At 45.3% G+C, this 19,480-nt stretch carries 10 protein-coding genes; all 10 read right to left on the reverse strand.

Annotated features, from left to right (window positions below; translation table 11 throughout):
- Positions 1-129 precede the first annotated feature (129 nt).
- Positions 130-1,563, reverse strand: coding sequence for an efflux transporter outer membrane subunit (locus RB622_RS13350; RefSeq protein ID WP_308047161.1), 1,434 nt, complete (start codon positions 1,561-1,563; stop codon positions 130-132).
- Positions 1,553-4,759, reverse strand: a complete 3,207-nt coding sequence (locus RB622_RS13355) for an efflux RND transporter permease subunit (RefSeq protein WP_308047060.1) — start codon at positions 4,757-4,759, stop codon at positions 1,553-1,555. The genes RB622_RS13350 and RB622_RS13355 overlap by 11 nt, the downstream gene beginning before the upstream one ends.
- Positions 4,760-4,783: 24 nt before the next feature.
- The gene (locus RB622_RS13360; RefSeq protein ID WP_308047061.1) at positions 4,784-5,866 is read right to left on the reverse strand and encodes an efflux RND transporter periplasmic adaptor subunit; all 1,083 of its coding nucleotides are present in this window, start codon (positions 5,864-5,866) and stop codon (positions 4,784-4,786) included.
- A 171-nt stretch (positions 5,867-6,037) separates the two neighbouring features.
- Complete coding sequence (locus RB622_RS13365) at positions 6,038-6,412, reverse strand: hypothetical protein (protein WP_308047062.1); 375 nt, start codon at positions 6,410-6,412, stop codon at positions 6,038-6,040.
- Between the two features lie 436 nt (positions 6,413-6,848).
- Complete coding sequence (locus RB622_RS13370) at positions 6,849-9,734, reverse strand: glycosyl hydrolase (RefSeq protein ID WP_308047063.1); 2,886 nt, start codon at positions 9,732-9,734, stop codon at positions 6,849-6,851.
- 128 nt (positions 9,735-9,862) lie between these two features.
- Entirely contained in the window at positions 9,863-11,587 is a 1,725-nt protein-coding gene (locus RB622_RS13375; RefSeq protein WP_308047064.1) for a RagB/SusD family nutrient uptake outer membrane protein, read from the reverse strand.
- Between the two features lie 12 nt (positions 11,588-11,599).
- Positions 11,600-15,070, reverse strand: a complete 3,471-nt coding sequence (locus RB622_RS13380; RefSeq protein WP_308047065.1) for a TonB-dependent receptor — start codon at positions 15,068-15,070, stop codon at positions 11,600-11,602.
- A gap of 196 nt (positions 15,071-15,266) precedes the next feature.
- Positions 15,267-16,334, reverse strand: a complete 1,068-nt coding sequence (locus tag RB622_RS13385) for a FecR family protein (protein WP_308047066.1) — start codon at positions 16,332-16,334, stop codon at positions 15,267-15,269.
- Between the two features lie 248 nt (positions 16,335-16,582).
- Entirely contained in the window at positions 16,583-17,155 is a 573-nt protein-coding gene (locus RB622_RS13390) for an RNA polymerase sigma-70 factor (protein ID WP_308047067.1), read from the reverse strand.
- Between the two features lie 148 nt (positions 17,156-17,303).
- On the reverse strand, positions 17,304-19,448 hold the full coding sequence (locus RB622_RS13395; protein WP_308047068.1) for a PQQ-binding-like beta-propeller repeat protein: 2,145 nt from the start codon (positions 19,446-19,448) through the stop codon (positions 17,304-17,306).
- Positions 19,449-19,480 lie beyond the last annotated feature (32 nt).

Here is a 19,480-nt window from a genome sequence, read left to right on the forward strand (position 1 = left end):
CAAATTTCCAGTTAAAGCGAAAAACCATGATCTATAACAAAAAAAAGTGATTGCAAAAGCTCAGATAAGGCTCTTGCAATCACTTTTATCGTCCTTACATTGAAATAATGTACTAAGCGGAATTCCTGATTAATTCCATCCGCCTCCCAGTGCCCGGTAAATGTTAACCATCGCACTCATCTGGCTCATTTTGGTTTCAACCAGCTGGAATCTCGATTCAAGTGCATCACGTTGTGTCAGCAAAACTTCCATATAATCCGCACGTGCCGAGGCAAAAAGACGGTTAGAGATATTGATCGACTCGGTCAGTGCTTCCACTTCACTCGATTTCAACTGGTAACTTTTTTCCAGGTTACTGATCCGCGACAGCTGATTGGTTACCTCAATGTAGGCGTTCAGGACAGTCCGCTGATAATTGTAAACAGCCTGTATCTGTCTCGCATTGGCACTGTAATAAGTTGCCTTGATCGAATTTTTATTAATCAGCGGCCCAGCCAGATCCCCCGCAATGGAAGAGATAATTGACTTAGGCATTTTTGCCAGATAAATCGGGCTGAACGACTGTATACCAAGCACTGCCGTAAGACCCAGACGCGGATAAAAGTTCGCCTTTGCCACCTGTACGTCCAGCTTTGCTGCCGCAAGGTCATGCTCCGCCTGTTTCACGTCCGGACGATTTTCCAGCAACTGTGACGGAATACCCGACTGCACAAGCCCAGGCATCAAAGTTTCGAAATTTTGGCGCGTCCTCTTAACAGGCTGCGGGAACCGACCAACCAGAAAATTAATCCGGTTCTCGGCTTCGATAATCCTTTGCTTGATATCGTACTGAAGATTCTGCGTATTCAGTACCTGTGCCTGAAATCTGCGAACGGCCAGTTCGGTAACCTTTGTCGCTTCTTTCTGCATTTTTACAATCCTAAGCGCATTGCTCTGAATCTCGATATTCCGTTGCAAAATATCCAGCTGACTATCCAGTGCCAGTAATTCATAGTAAGAACTGGCTATTTCTGAAACCAGATTGGTCATCATGAAATTCTTTCCTTCCACCGAAGACAGATACCGCGACACCGCTGCTTTTTTTGCATTGCGCAGTTTATGCCAGATATCCACTTCCCAGGTAGCAGACGCCCCGAAACGGAAATCAGACAATGGATCCGGAGTCTTCTTCCCCGGTTTGATCTCCGTAATTTCCTCAGTCGCACCTTGCAGCGTGTACCGCGATGCCTTCTCAACGCCTGCTCCGCCCCCCAGACTCACAAACGGCAAATATTCCCCTTTTCTTGCCATGATCTCATTTTTTGAGATCTCGATTTCCTGCAAGGTGATATTCAGTTCCTGATTATTCAGCAAAGCCGTATCAATCAGCGCAGTCAGTGAAGTATCGGTAAAAAAGACCTTCCAACTGGTTTTTCCCGTGTTGGTAGAGTCCTGTGAGCTGTTGTAGCTCACAGGTACTACTTTACTCTCTGTTTTCTGTACCAAAGACGGGACGCTGCAGGCGGTATAGGTCAGCGCCGTTAGCGTTATCCCAACCCAGTTTAATATTCTCTTATTCCGCATCATTTTTATTTTCTTTAGTTTGGGAAAAAGCGTCGATTGCATGAACAAACTCTTCTGACAACGAGCCGTCTTCTTCACCTTTGATCATTTTTCTGCCATCAGCCAAAGTGCCAAATATGTAGTACAACCCAGGAATGATGAGGACCCCGAAAATTGCTCCGAACAACATACCGCCCATGGCCGAAGCACCAATCGTACGGTTTCCAATGGCTCCTGCACCCGTCGCGCTGATCAATGGGATCAAACCTGCAACGAAAGCGAATGAGGTCATTAAGATAGGACGGAAACGAACTTTTGCCCCTTCAATCGCCGCGTTCAGGATCGTTTCACCCTGCTGTCGCTTCTGGACGGCAAATTCGACGATCAGTACTGCATTTTTACCCAACAAACCAACCAGCATGATCAGACCGATCTGGGCATAGATGTTGTTTTCCAGACCCATCAATTTTAGCAGCAAGAATGAACCAAATACCCCAACCGGCAGCGATAACACCACCGCAAAAGGAATAATGAAACTTTCATACTGCGCTGCCAAAACAAAGTATACAAACGCCAGTACAATCATGAACACAACCAGCGACTCATTTCCACGAATCGATTCGTCATAAGAAAGACCTTCAAAAGCAATATCATATCCTTTTGGCAACGTCTTCGCTGCAACTTCCCGTATCGCCTGGATCGCATCCGCAGTGGTATATCCCTTTGCCGGAAGCCCCTGGATCGCAGCCGAATTGTACAAGTTGAAACGCGTGATCTCATTAGGCCCCTGACCCTTTTTAAGCGTCATGAATGACGAGTAAGGAACCATTTCTCCCGCATCGTTTTTAACAAAAAGCTTTAAAAGATCGGATGGAAGCCTTCTGAAACTTGGATCCGACTGCACGTACACTTTGAAGAACTGGTTGAATCTTGTAAAACCCTGTTCGTAGGTACTACCGATCATGATGTTCAGGTTATCCATCGCTTTTCCGATCGACACGCCTTTTTGCATCGCCAGCTGGTTATCTATCTGCAATTCATATTGCGGATAATTGGCGGCAAAGAAGGTAAATAACCCGGTAAGCTCCGGACGTTTTGCCAGGTCTTCCATGAACTTCTTGTTGATCTTGTCAAATTCGCTGTAATCTGTGTCGGATGTTTTATCCAGCAAACGCATGGAGAAACCGCCGGAAGTACCAAAACCAGGAATTGCAGGTGGTTCAAAGAATTCAACCACGGCACCAAGTCCTCTTGTTTTTGCTTCCAGTTCTTCCATGATCTCCTTCACATTTTTATCACGGTCATGCCAGGGCTTTAAGTTGATCAGACAGGTACCGGCGTTGGAACCCCGGCCTTCCGTCATAATCTCGTAACCGGCCAAAGAAGATACAGACTCAATTCCCCCCACCTCTTCGCAAATTTTCTGAAGGCGTCGGGAAACCTCGTTGGTTTTTTCCAGCGTAGAACCCGGAGGTGTCTGGATAATCGCATAAATCGTACTCTGATCTTCATTGGGAATAAACCCAGCCGGCAGCACTTTATTCACGTATACAATACCAGCACAGAAGGCCAATAATACTCCCCAGGTAACTACTCTGCGGCTAACAATTTTTTTCAATAAGCTTACATATCGTCCGGTCAGTTTATCAAACACCCGGTTGAAGCTGTCAAGTGCTTTGGTAAGTATATTTTTCTTCTTTTCATGTCCATGATGATTTTCCAGTAACATGGCACATAACACAGGGGTAAGCGTCAAGGCGATCAAGGCCGAGATCACAATTGAACTCGCCATCGTGATCGAGAATTGCCGGTAGAATGTACCCACCGGGCCTGACATGAAAGAAATTGGAAGGAACACCGAAACCATTACGGCTGTAATCGCGATAATCGCACCACTGATCTCACCAAGCACTTTCTTCACCGCGGCATAAGGCGTGAGGTGAGGTTCTTCTTCAAACTTGGCATGGACGGCCTCGACGACGACAATCGCATCATCGACCACAATACCAATCGCAAGTACAAGTGCAAAAAGCGTAATCAAGTTGATGGAAAGTCCAAAAGCCTGAATCACAAAGAACGCCCCGATTAAGGATACCGGCACGGCCAGGATCGGAATCAAAGTAGAACGCCAGTCGCCAAGGAACACGAAAACAACCAGGGCAACGAGGATAAACGCATCCCGCAAAGTGTCAATAACCTGCTCGATAGACGCATCCAAAAACTGGGAAACGTCATAGCTGATTTTGTAATCCACGCCCGGAGGGAAGGATTCTTTCATCACATCAAGCTTCTTTTTTACTTCTTCAATCACATCACTGGCATTACTGCCATAGTTTTGTCTTAACACGATCGCGGCCGAAGGATGGCCATCGAGATTGGAATAAATATCGAAGAATTCACTCCCTAACTCTACTTTGGCTATATCTCTTAAGTGAATGCTCTCACCTTTCGAATTGGCCCGGATAATGATATTCTCATACTCTTCCGGCTTGTCATACCTTCCTTTATAGGTAAGTACATATTCCAGCGACTGCGCAGCGATACCGGAGCTTTGACCGATCCGGCCCGGGCGCCCCACAATACTTTGCTCGCCCACCGCTTTCATTACTTCTTCGGTCGAGATACTGTACGCACGCATACGCTCAGGGTTCAACCAAAGACGCATGGCATATCTCCTGCTACCTAATATTTGTGCCCGTGCTATCCCTTTGGTCCGCTGGATTTCAGGGATCATTTTAACGGTAGCATAGTTAAACAGGAATTTTTCGTCAATGCTTTTTTCTTTCGAATAAAGGTTGACGTACATCAGCATACTCGGCTGAACCGGCGAAATGATAACCCCTTCGCGTTGCACCAGTTCCGGCAAGAGCGGCATCACCTGATCCACCCTTGTTTTAACCCGGATTACCGCAACGTTGGGGTCAGTCCCGGGCTCGAAGATGATCCTGAGCGTGGCTTCACCGGCACTGGTTGCATCGGTAGCAATATATCGCATGTCCTGAACCCCGTTAATGGCCTGTTCCAGCGTAATCAGCGTGGATTTCACCAATACGTCGGCACTTGCACCGGGATAAGCAATAAAGATGTTTACGGTTGTTGGGGCAATGTCCGGGAACTGAGAAATAGGTAATTTCTCAATCGCCAGGATGCCTATAAATACGATCATGATCGAGATCACAATCGCAAAAACAGGTCTTCGTATGAATTGATTGAACATGTCTTTACTTTTTAGGATACCTGACTATTCGGCATATAGATTTAAATGAGAGATAACAGAATCAGGCTGCACGAATTTGGCGTGTATTTTTTCATTTTCGTGTACCTGACGCAAGCCTTCCAGAAGGATCTTATCACTCGTTTTCAAACCAGATTTCACAACAAAAATGTGCGGCAGCTCAGCTTCAATCTTTATTTCTCTTGACCGGATCACATTGTCTTTATCCAGCACGTAGACATACTTCTTTTCGAGAACTTCGAAAGTCGCTTTTTGCGGGATAATAAGCGCATCTTTAAGTGGCAGTTTAACAAGCACATTACCCGTTTCTCCGTGTCTCAAAAGCCCTTTCGGATTTGGGAAAGTTGCCCTGAAAGCGATGTTTCCCGTTTCATTGTTAAAGTCTGCTTCAATGGTCTCAACCAGACCCGGATAATCAAATAACTTGTTATTAGCCATTTGCAGCTCTACTTTCAACGCCCCTTCCTTAATGATCTGCGTTTTGTAATCCAGATATTCTGCTTCCGGCACGTTGTAATAAACCCACATTTTACTGTTATCCGACAGGGTTGTCAGCAAATCTCCCTCGTTGACAAGACTTCCCAACCTTCCCTGAAAATGGTCCATGATACCATTGAACGGCGCTCTGATCTGCGTAAAGCTCAAATGTGCCTGAGCCAATCCCAGTTCAGCCTTTGCCTTATCAAGCTTGGCTTTGCCCAAAGCCAGTTCATTTTTGGATACCACATTGCTGTCGGCAAGTGATTTGGTATTTTTGTATTCAATTTCGGCAAAATTAGCCTCAGCCTGCGCCTTTTGTGTTTCAGCCTCGTAAATCATAGGCAGGATTTGAAACATAAGCTGGCCTTTCTTTACCAGCTGTCCTTCATCTACATAGATCTTCTGAAGATAACCTTTTTCTAAAGCTCTCAGCTCGATGTGGCTGATCGCATGGATTTGAGCGACGTACTCTTTGGTGATCAATGTATCCTTTTGCAAAGGACTGGTAACCAAATATTTGACTTCCTCTTCCTTTTCTTCCTTTTTTGATTCACAGCCTGTGTCGAGCAACAACGCACACAAACTAATGACCATGAGAATTCTCTTCATGATGGTTTTGCTATTTAATACAATATGATTTTTGATAATTCTTGTTTGGGGAGGACGTCTGTACCCAGGCACACTGACGCACTCATTTTTGCCGTATATTGTTCAAAGCCCGGTGTTAAAGACAGCAACGCGTAAAGACAGGCTATTTCAACTTATCTGCCAAGGTTTGTATCACGTCATGATCACCTCGAATAGCAGATACAGTGTCCTGTAAAACAGCAAACAAGAATGATGTTTATCTATAAACAGGCATCCTGTGAACTGCCGTGAAAAATATGCGGGGATCTGCGTGTAAAGCGCCGTGGTCAGGTCAACACTCAACTGCGAATATTTATTGACGGGAACCAGTTCATTTTCCTCAATATTCGCCTGGTGGTTTATAGCATTTCCTTTTTCGCTATCAGGCCTGTCCAACTTCAAGAGCAGGTCCTGATTATCCTCCGCATAGACACAACCGATAAATGCCGGGTTTGTCAAATTTTTTACCGGAGCATATCCCAATGATTCCGTCAATGTTTGTCCGCTATGTCCAGAAAACCCACTCATGAGTATAATCCATATCGGAAGGAGAAATCTAAGTAACTTTATCATTGGCCGCACAACTATCTTAAAACAAGAGGTGAATTCACAAATCGTGCTTTTAACACAGTTACAAATAGCGTCAGCGTTAATTAGCCTGGTATTAAATTCAAATTAAAATGAAGTTAAAATATGCACACGACCAGCTTCATACATGAACGATATTAGATTATTTATAAACATATTAACATCGTCAGGCAAGTAAATCGGTTGGGATACTTCGTGATCCGGGATACACTGGGGATTCAAAATTTTTGATAAAAAAAAGAGGGCGTCCTCTAAACTAGAAGACACCCTCTTATCGGTCACTGTATACTTACGCAGAAAAGATTCCTTTACATTACAAAACTTTCCTCACAACATTTGGTAAAAGAATTTCAATGTATAGCTGAAAGGTTATCCGCTATAATGTTTCGCCCTTTATAAGCCTTACCGGCCCGAGCAATCCAGATGGCGTTAATTGCCAGGTATCCAACACCTTGACATTTGTTTTCGTCAGCTTTTTGTCAACCGGTTTAGTCCTGTCTCCAATCAGACGATTCCGCCAGGTATTGACCACTTCAACTTTCAGCTCATTGTCCTTTTCCTTTAACAACCCCGAAACCGGGACACGAAGCGGAGGAGCCCACAGAATGCCCAGATCCTTTCCATTCAGCATTACGCGCGCAATGCCGATATCTTTCACCTCTCCCAAGTCCAGGTAAACCATTTTGCCCGCGGAAAAGTCTTTGTCCGCATCAAATTTTTTGCTGTAAACCGCTTTACCCGAATAGTGCTTAATGCCCTCCTCGGTTCTTTCAGGCCAGCTGGTCAGCTCATTAAAAACAGTTTTGGCAGGTCCTCCCCATTTTGGATCAAATGCCACTTCCCAGGTTCCGTGTAATGTCGTTTCCTCCGCGAAATGCGGATAGTTTGATTTTTGCTCTCCATTTTTATCTTTGGCTATATCGTTTCTGAAAACCACAAAAATGGAACCATACGGATCAAATTCAAGCGGGACATACGTTTTGCCATCCTTTTGATAAAATGACCCGGCCGCTTTGATTTCCCCCGTAACCGAATTCCACAGTTCAGGCTGCTTGCCGCTTATACGAAAAGCGGCTGTCATCTTGGAAGCGGCACGATTTTGACTGCTCAGAAAGTAAAAGTCAATTCCGGTTTCTACGCGGTGAATGTAATCATATCGGCTGCCATTTTCCCGCGCAACGATCTCCATATCATACGCAACACCTTCGGACCTTAAATACTCGGCTGCCGTTTTTCCCCAAACGATCTTTCCCGCACCGATTTTTCTGACGCCGGTTGCTTCACTGCCATTTCCCCAAAGCGCATCGGCAATTTTCTTCAGACTATTTTCAGAAGCAGGATACTTAACCAGACTCGCCGTAGTAACCGGCTTAAACCCGATCACCGTTGCGCCCGCTTTTACCAGCGCCTGAACTTTTTGTAAAACAGCCAGTGACAGCGTTTTATGGTCCGGGAGCGCAAGCACCCGGTACGAAACGCCGTGTGGTAAATAGATGCTGCCATTTTTTACTTCCAAAGCCAGCAACCGGTCTTCATTGATCAGATCATAGTCAAAACCAGGCAAGGCACCCGCCGGATCATCTTCTTTCAAACGCCCAAGATTAGGGGAATGATCCCCGTAATAATACAACACATCAGCCACCGAGGTGCCACTCTGGAGCATGTACTGGCAGCGGGTCAGATATTTAATAAATTCAGTTGAATAGTTCCACCAGGTCACATTGGGATTAAAATGCGTTCCGGCAAAATATTCCTGTCCGGGAAGACCCATTGCCTTGGGTGAAGCCGTGAAGGTATGCAGATAAACCAGATTCAATCCTGCGCAAAATTCATGGTCTACGTTCGGTTTCATGTCAGACCACATCACATCATTCCAGTGTGGCCCAATGGTTGTGAACGACTCGGCACCTACGAGTTTTTTGTCATGGATTTTTGCCGCACTACCAGCCTGTTTTACAAAGAAACGATCAATCGGTCTGGGTCTGTGTGGTGACGGTGACCAGAATTCGCTCATCACGATTTCACTGTGTCCATAATTTTTAAGCCCATCAAAAGGCCCTGCATGAGGCCCGGCCGATTCGGGCTGAATGCCGATACCATATGCTCTGGCTCTTTTGGAAAATGTCCCGTAATGTTTCTCTGCGATCAGATCACCCAGTGTTTTTCGGAAGTCGGACAGGAAACGGTTACTGACCTCACGATTTTCGACGATTTTACCAGCCAGCACGGGCAGGTATGGAATGGGATCGTATCCGCGATATTTCATAAACTCCTTTTCGAAATCTTCCGTCCAGTTTAATCCTCCAGCCTCAAAGCTGTCGGTTTGAAGGTATCTCAGGGTTTTTCCGGCCAGCGGACCAATCGCTTTCAGCAGCGGCTCCACATTGGTATCCCAGTAGCGGTTGAAATTTTTCTCGCTCAGATAATCGATTACATGTCCCTGCCATTTCCCGCTGGAAGTAGAAACCTCAGCATCCGTAGGCGTATAACCAAAGCGCAGAACGGTCCATTCTCCGGTGGGAGCTTTCCAGTCCAATTTACCATTTTTAAAGTATTTTGTAATATTCAGTACCTGGTTCAGGTTCGCATCCTGTTCCCCAGCTGTACCCGCAATATCCGTGAGCAAGGGCCTTGTTTCGGGAACCGACGCCCCTACCTCCCGTGTAGCAGCCTTATTCTCAAAATCCCGTATCGGAGCACGGTTAGGGAATATTTTTTGAGGAATGGCTAAAACGACGATATCCCGGTAATAATCATAATGTGTTTTAGGCACCGGCAGCTCCTGTTGTATTCTGGTTGCTCCTTTGACCTGCACCTGTGAAAAAACAACCTGTTTGGCCGTTTCGGCTGGCGTGATATCGGGTCCACCCAGGTTCCATCCGCTTTGGATGCTTATCGACATAACCAATCCCAGACGATCAGCTTCCTTCATGGCATGCACGTAAAGTTCTGTCCACAGAGGTGATCCAAACATGGGTCCTTCAGGAACCTGGTCATTTCCACGCTGTTCCGCACCGCCGGCATCGAAAAGGCACGCCCCGCTGAAACCCTTTGCCTTCATTTCTTCAAGGTCGCGCGTGATAACCTCTTTATCGACGTTACCGTTGAGCCACCACCACCAGCAGCGGATACCATAGCTCGACGGAGGATTTTGAAAAACCGTACTTTCAACAATAGCCGTACTTTTTTGAGCGATCACTTTTTCGCCTAAAAACAAAAGGAAAGCCGCTAAAAAGCAGACAGAGCGCAATATTTTTAACATTAAAATAAGAGTTTAGTGAATCAAATCATAACTAAATGACCATATTGAAAAGGTTATCCCCAACCAATTACCAGCGCGCATGGGCGGGCAATTGGTTGGGAATTAACCATAAAACTTTCTTAACCAAATTATCTCTTCCAACCCGGATTTTGCTCCAGAACAACATCTTTGTTGGTATCGATTATGGTCTGAGGAATTGGCCAAAGATTGTAGTCGAAAGTTAAAGTAGCCTTGGCTTCCGGCCAGTAAGCATATTTCCTGATACGCTCTACGGCAATATTTCCTCCCATCCGAAGCAGTGTATTCCATCTGGCCTCTTCGTACACCAGTTCACGGGCGCGTTCGTCCAGGATTAAATTAAATTTGTCGTCCATATCTGCCGCACTTACCATGTACGTCGCATTGGCTCTGGCCCTTAACAGGTTCACATCCGCCGCCGCTCCAGCCTTATCCCCACTCCGTTGTTTCGCTTCGGCACGTAACAGAATCGTTTCAGAAAGACGAATAAAATAATCGTCGCGAAAAAGGTTGCTCATATTTTCTCCGTCGGCAAGACCGGTGTACTTATCGGTTGCGATTTTGCATGAAATAGGATATACAATACTCCGGTTGTTCAAGTTGGTCGTTGCATCCGGACTTCCGTTGTATAACACTTCCCATGGAACGGGTTTTCCGAAGTAGGGTGAAGTTTTCACGTTGCCGTTAAATACACGGCGAAAAACAATCTCCGAGTTGCGCATATCGCCGGCATATTTATCCGCGTAAATCTCATCCCTTACATACATCGTCGGGATCATCTGCGCAATGCCACGGCCACCCACATCTTCCAGTGTCCCTGTTAAATGATCTTTGGCTCCATCTCTGAAAACTGCGCCATAGGTACGTGAATAAGGCAGTTTCGATTTACCATCTTCTGCCCGGTAGGCTGCATAGTCAACCTGTAAGGCCCAGATACTCTCCTTGTTTCCGTTTTGATAATTTACATTATTTTCCTGAAACAAATCCCAGTATACATTACCCTGCGCTTCTGTGCTCCTTGCGCCGAACCGCGTTTTCATCAGCGCGTAAGCTCCGTTATCAATAACCTTGCTTGCATAAGTGACAGACTGGGCAAAAGCAGCCTGTGCCTCAGATGTTTTTCCATCGGCAGCTAATTGTGTTCCCATTGCCAGGTACAATTCCGCCAGATAATGCTGGGCTGCACCTTTTACCACGCGTCCGCCGCTTACCGATGTTTCAGGCAGATCCTTTTCCGCAGCCAAAAGGTCATCGATCGCAAATTGATAGGTTTCCACACGGGTAGATCTTTTAAAATCATACTGCGGAACCTTTGAAACGGTTGTCACGATTGAAACACCACCAAAAAGTTCGGCCAGATTGCGGTAACCATATGCCCTGAAAAACTTAGCCTGCGCAATGATATTCGCTTTTTCGGCCTCAGACGAAAATGAAATATGAGGAAGTTGTGCTGCTTCCAGCGCAAGATTGGCTTTTGCAATCAGCTGATAATAGGTACTGTAAATGTTGTAGAAGGTGCTATTATCAGCATTAATGAGGCCATAGTTATTGAAAGTAGCTGATTTCCGGATGCTTGCAACATCGTACATATCCGTACCATTTCCCCGCAATACGAAAATCCAGCCGTCCTCACCGGGATTTGCCCATAAATCCCTGACCTGCGAATAAGCACCGACCAATACCTGATCAACCTGGGCAGAGGTAGAAAATGCATTGTCAACTGTGTAAAACGTGTTTGGATTTTCCTTCAAAAAATCGTCACTGGATTTACAGCCGATCATGTTGATCAGCAGCATCAGTCCCCAGAATGACTTTTTAGATAATATATTTCTCATAAAAATTAGTGTTTAGAAACTGATATTAGCGCCGATTGAATAGGTTGATGGAACAGGAAAAGTATTCTCGCGTACTGTGGTGCCTGTTTCAGGATCTCCGCCCATCCAGTTGGTAAATGTGCCAAGATTTCTCGCACTCACGAATAATTTAGCTGAATTCATGCCTACTTTTGAAATCCATTCCGGTTTCAGACGGTATGAAAGTGTTACATCCTGCACACGTACAAAGCTCCTCGACTGAAGGCCCTGAAAACGTCCGTCACCTGTAAAATAGGCGGACGGAAACTCATTACTTGCATTTTCCGGAGTCCAGTAAGGTTTTGACGTCATATTGTCGTTAAAACGTCCCGTACCAGCCGTCATATAGGCTGCCTGATTACTTTTCAAAAACCTGTTGTTTCCACCAAACGTACCGGTAATCATGACATAAAGGTCAAAGTTTTTGTAAGACACATTATTGCTCATATTCAGCCTGAAGCTTTCCTGAGAATAGCCCAGGATTTTTCTATCCGTTGGGGTAATTCCAGGGGTGCCATCGATATCCTTGTACTTAGGGGCACCTGGTGCAGCACCGGTCAGGGCGATGTACTCAGCGTCATCTGCCTGAACGATCCCATCCTGCTCATAACCAAAGATGGGTTTAAGCGGTTGTCCGATAAAAAGATTGTTTGCAATATCGTCATCCTCTTTGCCGTCGCCATCATGGTCCTCACCATACAGTTTTACCAATTTGTTCCTGTTTTGCCAGAAGGTCAGCGAGGTGTTCCAGGTCAGGTCTCTGCTTTTCAAATTCACCGACCGCACGGTAATTTCAAAGCCCGTATTGTTCACCTGCCCCATTGAAGTTTTGATCGTTTTAAAACCTGTCATCACTGGGATATTACGGGTGAAAATCTGGTCGGTTGTCTTCCCATAATAAACGTCAAGATCCAGAAATATGCGGTTATTCAGCCATGCCGATTCAAATCCTGTGTTCCACGAAGTGGTTGTTTCCCACCCTAAACCGGCATTCCCCAGTGCATTTTGATATAAACCATAGTTGATAACGCCCGGCGTGTTGGAAAATTCATATCTCACACCGCCGCTCGCAGCATTGGCAATGGTAGAAAGTGTAGCAAAGGGAGCAATACCCTGGTTCCCATTCTGACCATAAGAAAATTTAACTTTTAAGTTATTAAGTGGTGTGAAGCCCTTAAGAAATTCCTCATTTGTCACTTTCCACGCTACGCCAGCGGCTAAAAAGTTAGCCCACTTGTTATTGGCTCCAAACACGGATGCACCATCACGGCGATAAGATCCGGTAAAAAAATACTTTTCGTCAAAAGCATAGCTCGCGCGAGCCAGGTAACCAATATTCGAGCGTTCGTTGGCATCCAGATTCACCCTTTGAACCGTTGCCTTGTGTAAGCCCCACATATCAAGTGTTGTGTTCCCGTTAGCTGCGAAGTTAGATCCGGAAGAGCCAACGAGCTGATACTGCTGATGATCGCGTGTAGCAACCAATGTTAAGTCAATACCATGTTTACCAAATGTATTTTTGTAATTGATGATGTTATCAAAAACATAGCTTTTCGTGCCATACGTATTGATTACACCATTTGCATTGGTAAGAAAACCCTGTAACGTCGAAGGAAGATACCGGCTGGCATTCTCGCCTTCCTGTACATAATAACGTTCATTGGTAAAATTCCCTGATTCATTACTTGTATTGTTGTAGAGCAGGTTTATCCGGTAAGTCAGGCCTTCAACCCAGGGAACAGAAACAACGGCATTGGAATTAATCCTGTAATTACTGCGTACGTCCTGATTGCTGCGCGTGCCATCATTGACACCCCATAAAGGGTTAACACCGGATTGGGTGTATGGGTACTTTTCCAGATTGCCCTGCTCATCCCGGTACATGACACCATAGGGCGACATCGTCTGGGCCTCATTGATATTGGCTGCAAACCGGGTATCAGGCTGGGGCTCATTCGGATTGGACCTTACCGGTATCAGCGGGTCTGTTCCCGTATAAGTTCTCTTGGAATACCCTGCATCTACACCTACTTCAAGCCAGTTGGTAATATTCGTTTTCACCTTTCCCGATAAAGAAATCCTGTCAAAACCATCTCCGACAACAATGCCTTTATTCTTATCATAGGCCGTTGACATATAATAACTCACACGCTCGCTCGCTCCCGAAACAGCAGCCTGATATGTCTGAATTACGCCGGTCCGGGTCACTTTATCAAGCCAGTTGGTTTCTTTGCCCGCAGCCATGTTTGCCAGTTCTCCCGGTTTCATCCAGTTGGTGGAGCCCTCGGCGTATTTATTTCTCGCGTTTACAACTTTAATCCACTCTTCGCCTTTCATCATTTCCGGTCTGTTTTGCCAGGTCTGGAATCCGGTCGAAGAATTTAGGGTAATGACGGGTTTTCCAACTTTTCCTCTTTTTGTCGTAATGGCAATCACACCATTGGCGGAACGCGAGCCATAAGCAGCTGCCGAAGTAGCATCCTTGAGCACGTCAAAAGAAGCGATATCACTTGGATTAATATCGGCCAGGTTCCCAAGGAAAACGACGCCGTCCAATACGATAAGGGGGTCGTTGGAGCCGTTAATTGAATTCTGGCCGCGAACATCCACACTTGGCTGCCCGCCTGCCGTGTTGGAAGCACCGATGTTCAATCCCGGAAGGCTTCCCTTTAATGCTTCCATCGCATTCATATTCGGGAGTAATGCAACCGCGGACCCTTCCAGTTTCAGTGAACTGACAGAACCCGTGAAATCGGAACGTTTACTTGTACCATAACCGATAACAACGACTTCGTCCAGTGCTTTTGTGTCCGATTTCAACGTAACCTGAAGCGAAGTTCTAACACCTGGCTGCACGACCTGAGCCGTATAACCAACAAAAGAAAAAACCAATACGACATTGTCGTCAGGGATTGATAAAGAAAAGCGTCCTTCCCCATCCGTGGACGTACCCGTTGTGGTGCCTTTGATCGCAATATTGACCCCTGGGAGAGGTGCTCCGCTATCATCGTTCACGGTTCCGGTTACCGTCCTGTCGATTGTTTTCTCACTGGCCCAAAAGTTGTTAACCGGCTCAATGGACTTGATTTCAGAAACACCGGGAACTACTTTTTTAAGTACAATTTTGTTTCTGATAATTTTATATGAAATATTATCAGGTGAAAACATCGTTTCCAGTACTTCGCTCAGCCGCTTATTCTCAATATTGAGCGTTATCTTACGCTCGACCGGCAATAACTGTAAACTGTATACGAACTTTACATTGGTGTTTAATTCAAGCTGGTTCAGAACCTCCCGAATTTCCTTTTGTTCAACCTTGATCGATACTTTTTGCGTCAGCAATTCCTGTGCCTCCGAATTGAAAGCATAGCCGTATGCGGTCGTGATAAACATTAAAAATAATTGTAAACTTGACACTTTCATAATTGTCCGTAACGGATATATGATCTTAAGTCTTTTTTTCATTGCTTTGTAATTGTTAGATCTCTTAACACGATGATTTACAACTCCCGTTATTCATTTTCCAGATGAATTACCGATCTACATCGTAAATCGTTCAGGGAGAAAGTCGAAGTATGTTTCCAGCATCTTCGGCTTTTTTTTATTTTCTGATAGTGTATTCTACAACATGGGCTGCTGAGATTGGTTTAGGGTTAAAAAATTATTTTCTTGGTTCACATCCTTTTCCCGACATAACGATGGTATCTTTACTGATCTCATACCTTGCATCGATACTCTCACAGAGAATTTCAAGCTGCGCGAAAAGTGTATTTTCCTGAGATAAATCTGCCGTAATGATACAGTTCCTTAGTCTCTCATCTATATTAATTTTGACACCATAGGCGTCTTCAAGTATGGATATTATTGCCGGAAAAGGCATTTCTGCGTAGTCAAAACGTTCTTCTCCGGATTTTTCCGGCCTGTTTCTGATCATTTGCGGCTCGTCCACGAGACCTGTGATCAGCTTTTCATCCTGCTCAAAAAAAGTCACTTTTTTATTCTGAGTTAGTACAACCTTGTTCTTTTTAGGCTGCAAATTGTCGGAATCACCCGCTTGCTGCACTTCCACGACACCAGTCATCACGGCTACTTCTATGCTCTTCGTTTTAGGGTCTTCTCTGACCGTGAAACTTGTACCTAAAACCCTCGTAACAATGTTATCCGCGTGAACATAAAAGGGCCTTGAACGGTCATGTGCAATCTCAAAGAAAACATTCCCCTTTAAAAAAACACTGCGCTCATTTGAAGCAAAGTGCGCAGGATAGTACAAAACAGCACCGGGTTCAAGGGTAATCCTGCTGCCATCGGATAATGTAAACTGTTTTTGCACCGATTCCGGGTTGTTGACGCGAAGCATTTTTTCAATCACTTCATTCCTGACACCGGAAATAATCTCCACATCTCTAAAAGCAGAGCGATACAACATAAACCCCGCCACGAACAGGAAACAGGCAGCAGCCAATCGGAAATAAAACTTATTAAAATAAAACCTGCCAGATCCCGAGAGAATATGTCTGCGATCTACCTGTTCAGGCTCTTCCGACATCCCGTTGCTTATCACTGACCACATGGCCTTACCAGCTTCCTCTTCGGCAAGCGTATTTTCCTGTTGGCCGGCATGATCGATTGAACCATACCATGTATCCATCGCCCGTTTCTCATCGGGCGTAACCGCGCTCTTTTGATAGCGGTCCAGCAGCTTTAAGAAACCTTGTAAATGTTTCATCATAATGTTAAGGATTTCAACTGCCTGTTATGTTATCCATATATTTCAAAGATAAACGCTCAAAAGCTATACCAATGGAAACGCACCTGGCCTCTCCTTGTCATGGCAAAGAAAAATAACGGCGCCTTAGTTGTAAGTAGAACAACTGGGAAACTACCGCAAATGATTTTACAAATTCTTAGTAAATTTATAAAACTACCTGCATTTTGCTTGAATTATGTTGGAATTGTCATGAGGGGTAGATGCTGCCTCTAACCGAAAAGAATCAGCAAAACTAATATATAGTCTCTGAGATGATACCGCATCGATTTCAATCCCTGTGTGATATGATATTCGACGGTCCTTAGCGGGATATCAAGTGCCGAGGCAATCTCATCAGCACTTTTATACTGGATTCTGTTTAACTCAAATATCACTTTTGTTTTCTCCGGAAGCTGCGCGATACAATAGGCTATTGACTCGGAAAGTTCGTTGTAAGCCAGCATCTCCTCCGTGTCGGAAGATTCGTCCAGTTGGGTATAATGGACAGATTGAACGTAGCGCTGACGCTGGAATTCTTTTTTAAAAAAATCCAGCACCCGATATTTAATCGCCGAGTACAAATATCGCTCCAGTTCAATAATCTGTACCTGGTCACGTCTGAGCCATAAATCAAGAAAAATATCCTGGACAATTTCCTTGGCATTTTCATCGGTTCTGACTTTGCTCAGGGCGGCTCTGTAAAGACGGGTTCGATAACGGTCATAGATCTCTTCAAATGCTGCCTTATCCCCTTTCCGCAAAAGTTTAAGCAATTCGGCATCATTTGTCAAAACTTCCTCCATCAGACTGACTTTTCTAAGCTTAATTTACAAGTAAACAAATATCTATTTCTTTTTTAATATATCCACAAATACTACTATTTTAAATGATAAATATATTAAAACAAGAGAACGACAATTGCTCAAACATGCATAAAAGAACCCATCTGTTTTAGTCCAAACTAAACGTAATGTAGCCGCCCTTGTAGCCCTTGCCCGGATCAGGACTCACAGCCACTGTAATGTATTGTTTTTTACCAATTGAAAAGGTAGAAGGCACGGAAGTGGCATTTCCGGGCAGTTCTTTTTCCCAGAGTAACTTACCCGTTTTCTGGTCGAAGGCACGAAACATCTGATCCACCGTTGCCCCGATAAAAATAAGTCCGCCTCCGGTGGCAATTCCCCCGCCCCGATTGAATAGTCCGGAATTTCTGATGCCTAACGCGGCCAATTTTTTATCCACGCCGAGCGGAACCTGCCATAAAATTTCACCGGAATTGAGATCAATGGCGTTTAAGGTACCGAATGGAGGCTTGATGGCCGGCACACCGTTTGGATCTTTGAAAAATTCATAGCCCGAAAAACCGTAAGGTTCCTTTGTGCCGGATTCTCCGCTTTCAATCGTCTTTTTTGCATCTGTAACCTTAATACCTTTCAGATAAGCCGTGATCGCATCGATCTGCTGCTGCGGCAAATGCTGAAAGGAAGGCATTGGCTCCGCACCCTTTTGGATGAATTTTGCAAGGTTTTCTCTGACATAACCCTTCACTTTCAAAGAAATATCCGGCCCAAAATTGGTTCCCTTTTGATCCGCGCCGTGGCAACTGCTGCAATACATTTTAAACAGGTTTTCACCGCTTTCCTCATTATCTTTTTTCAGCGACTTGATGTCCTTCAACTGAAGAAACCAGGGCATATCCACCGCATTGACGAACATCACCCCGGAATTGGGATTATAGGATGCACCTCCCCAATTGGCGCCGCCATGTGCAGCAGGCAGGATCAGCGAGCCATTTAAGCCTGGTGGTTCGTAAATACCCGTATTGTATTTGTTCCCGGCGATCTGGTCTTTGATAAATTGTGTAACCTCGGGGGTTATTGTGCTGAAATATTCCGGTCTAAAACCCTGGCGCGAAAATGGGTCGGGCTTGGTCGGTATGGGCTGCGTAGGCCATGGTTTTTCACCCGGCATTTCACTTTTGGTCGGCACCGGCACTTCGTCTATTGGAAATAATGGTTTGCCTGTTTTCCGGTCGAACAGGAATACATAGCCCATTTTGGTCGCTAAGGCAACACCGTCGATCAGCTTGCCGTCGTGTTTTACCTGCACCAGATTCGGCGGCGACCCATTGTCACGGTCCCACAGATCATGGTGGGTAGTCTGAAAATGCCAGAGTCTTTTGCCCGTTTTTGCGTCGAGTGCCAGCAAACAATTGGCAAACAAATTTTCTCCTTCGCGGTCCGCTCCGTAAAAATCAAAGGACGGCGAGGCAGTTGGGACATAAACAATCCCTAACTTTTCGTCCAGGGCCATTCCGCCCCAGCAATTAGCACCCCCATTTTTCTGTCTTGCATGTTTGGGCCAGGTCGTATATCCGAATTCTCCTTCCTTGGGAATGGTGTGAAAAACCCATTCCAGTTTTCCTGTATACACATTAAACGCCCGTACGTCACCAGACGTAGACGGAAGTTCGTCGGGAACCTTGCAGCCCACGATAAACAAATCTCCAAAAATAACACCCGGCGCATTGGCGGTGACATGGACCCGTTTTTTCATGGATTCCTCAACCGCCAACCCTGTGTAAAAATCGACCCTGCCCCGATCGCCGAAATCTTTAATCAGTTTACCGGTAGAGGCATTTATCGAGTAAAGCGTTGAACCGAAAACAAAAAGCAGCGCATCCGGCCTGCCCTTTTTCCCTGCATGGAAAGTAACCCCTCTTGTCCAGGTACTCACGTCGGTACTGTCGGGAGAAAATTCCCAAATAAGCATTCCAGTTGCAGGATCAAGGGCCACCAGCTTATCGCTTGGCATAAAGGCAAACATTTTACCTTTTACGATCAGCGGATTGAACAAAATGCTGGACCCGTCCTTGCTGTCCTGGTAATTCCAGACCTGCTTTAGTTGGCTGACATTTTTTGTGTTGATGATCGACAAGGGAGAAAATTTGTTATTGGAAGCATCATGACCATAATGCCCCCATTCCTCTTCCCCGGGTGATCCCTGTCGTATTTTTGGCACAAATCCAATGAGCAACGCCAACAAAATAGCTCCGGCCCCAAAACCAGCGAGCGAACGGGAATTTATTTTTTTCATAACAAATGGATATCCTAACAATTAATATGGCT

This window comes from Dyadobacter sp. LHD-138, assembly GCF_030929615.1.
GTDB lineage: Bacteria > Bacteroidota > Bacteroidia > Cytophagales > Spirosomataceae > Dyadobacter.

Bases quoted from the DNA above. Each gene is read 5' to 3' on its own strand.
- RB622_RS13350 (WP_308047161.1), bottom strand. From the start codon at position 1,563: ATGCGGAATAAGAGAATATTAAACTGGGTTGGGATAACGCTAACGGCG.
- RB622_RS13355 (WP_308047060.1), bottom strand. From the start codon at position 4,759: ATGTTCAATCAATTCATACGAAGACCTGTTTTTGCGATTGTGATCTCG.
- RB622_RS13360 (WP_308047061.1), bottom strand. From the start codon at position 5,866: ATGAAGAGAATTCTCATGGTCATTAGTTTGTGTGCGTTGTTGCTCGAC.
- RB622_RS13365 (WP_308047062.1), bottom strand. From the start codon at position 6,412: ATGAGTGGGTTTTCTGGACATAGCGGACAAACATTGACGGAATCATTG.
- RB622_RS13370 (WP_308047063.1), bottom strand. From the start codon at position 9,734: ATGTTAAAAATATTGCGCTCTGTCTGCTTTTTAGCGGCTTTCCTTTTG.
- RB622_RS13375 (WP_308047064.1), bottom strand. From the start codon at position 11,587: ATGAGAAATATATTATCTAAAAAGTCATTCTGGGGACTGATGCTGCTG.
- RB622_RS13380 (WP_308047065.1), bottom strand. From the start codon at position 15,070: ATGAAAAAAAGACTTAAGATCATATATCCGTTACGGACAATTATGAAA.
- RB622_RS13385 (WP_308047066.1), bottom strand. From the start codon at position 16,334: ATGATGAAACATTTACAAGGTTTCTTAAAGCTGCTGGACCGCTATCAA.
- RB622_RS13390 (WP_308047067.1), bottom strand. From the start codon at position 17,155: ATGGAGGAAGTTTTGACAAATGATGCCGAATTGCTTAAACTTTTGCGG.
- RB622_RS13395 (WP_308047068.1), bottom strand. From the start codon at position 19,448: ATGAAAAAAATAAATTCCCGTTCGCTCGCTGGTTTTGGGGCCGGAGCT.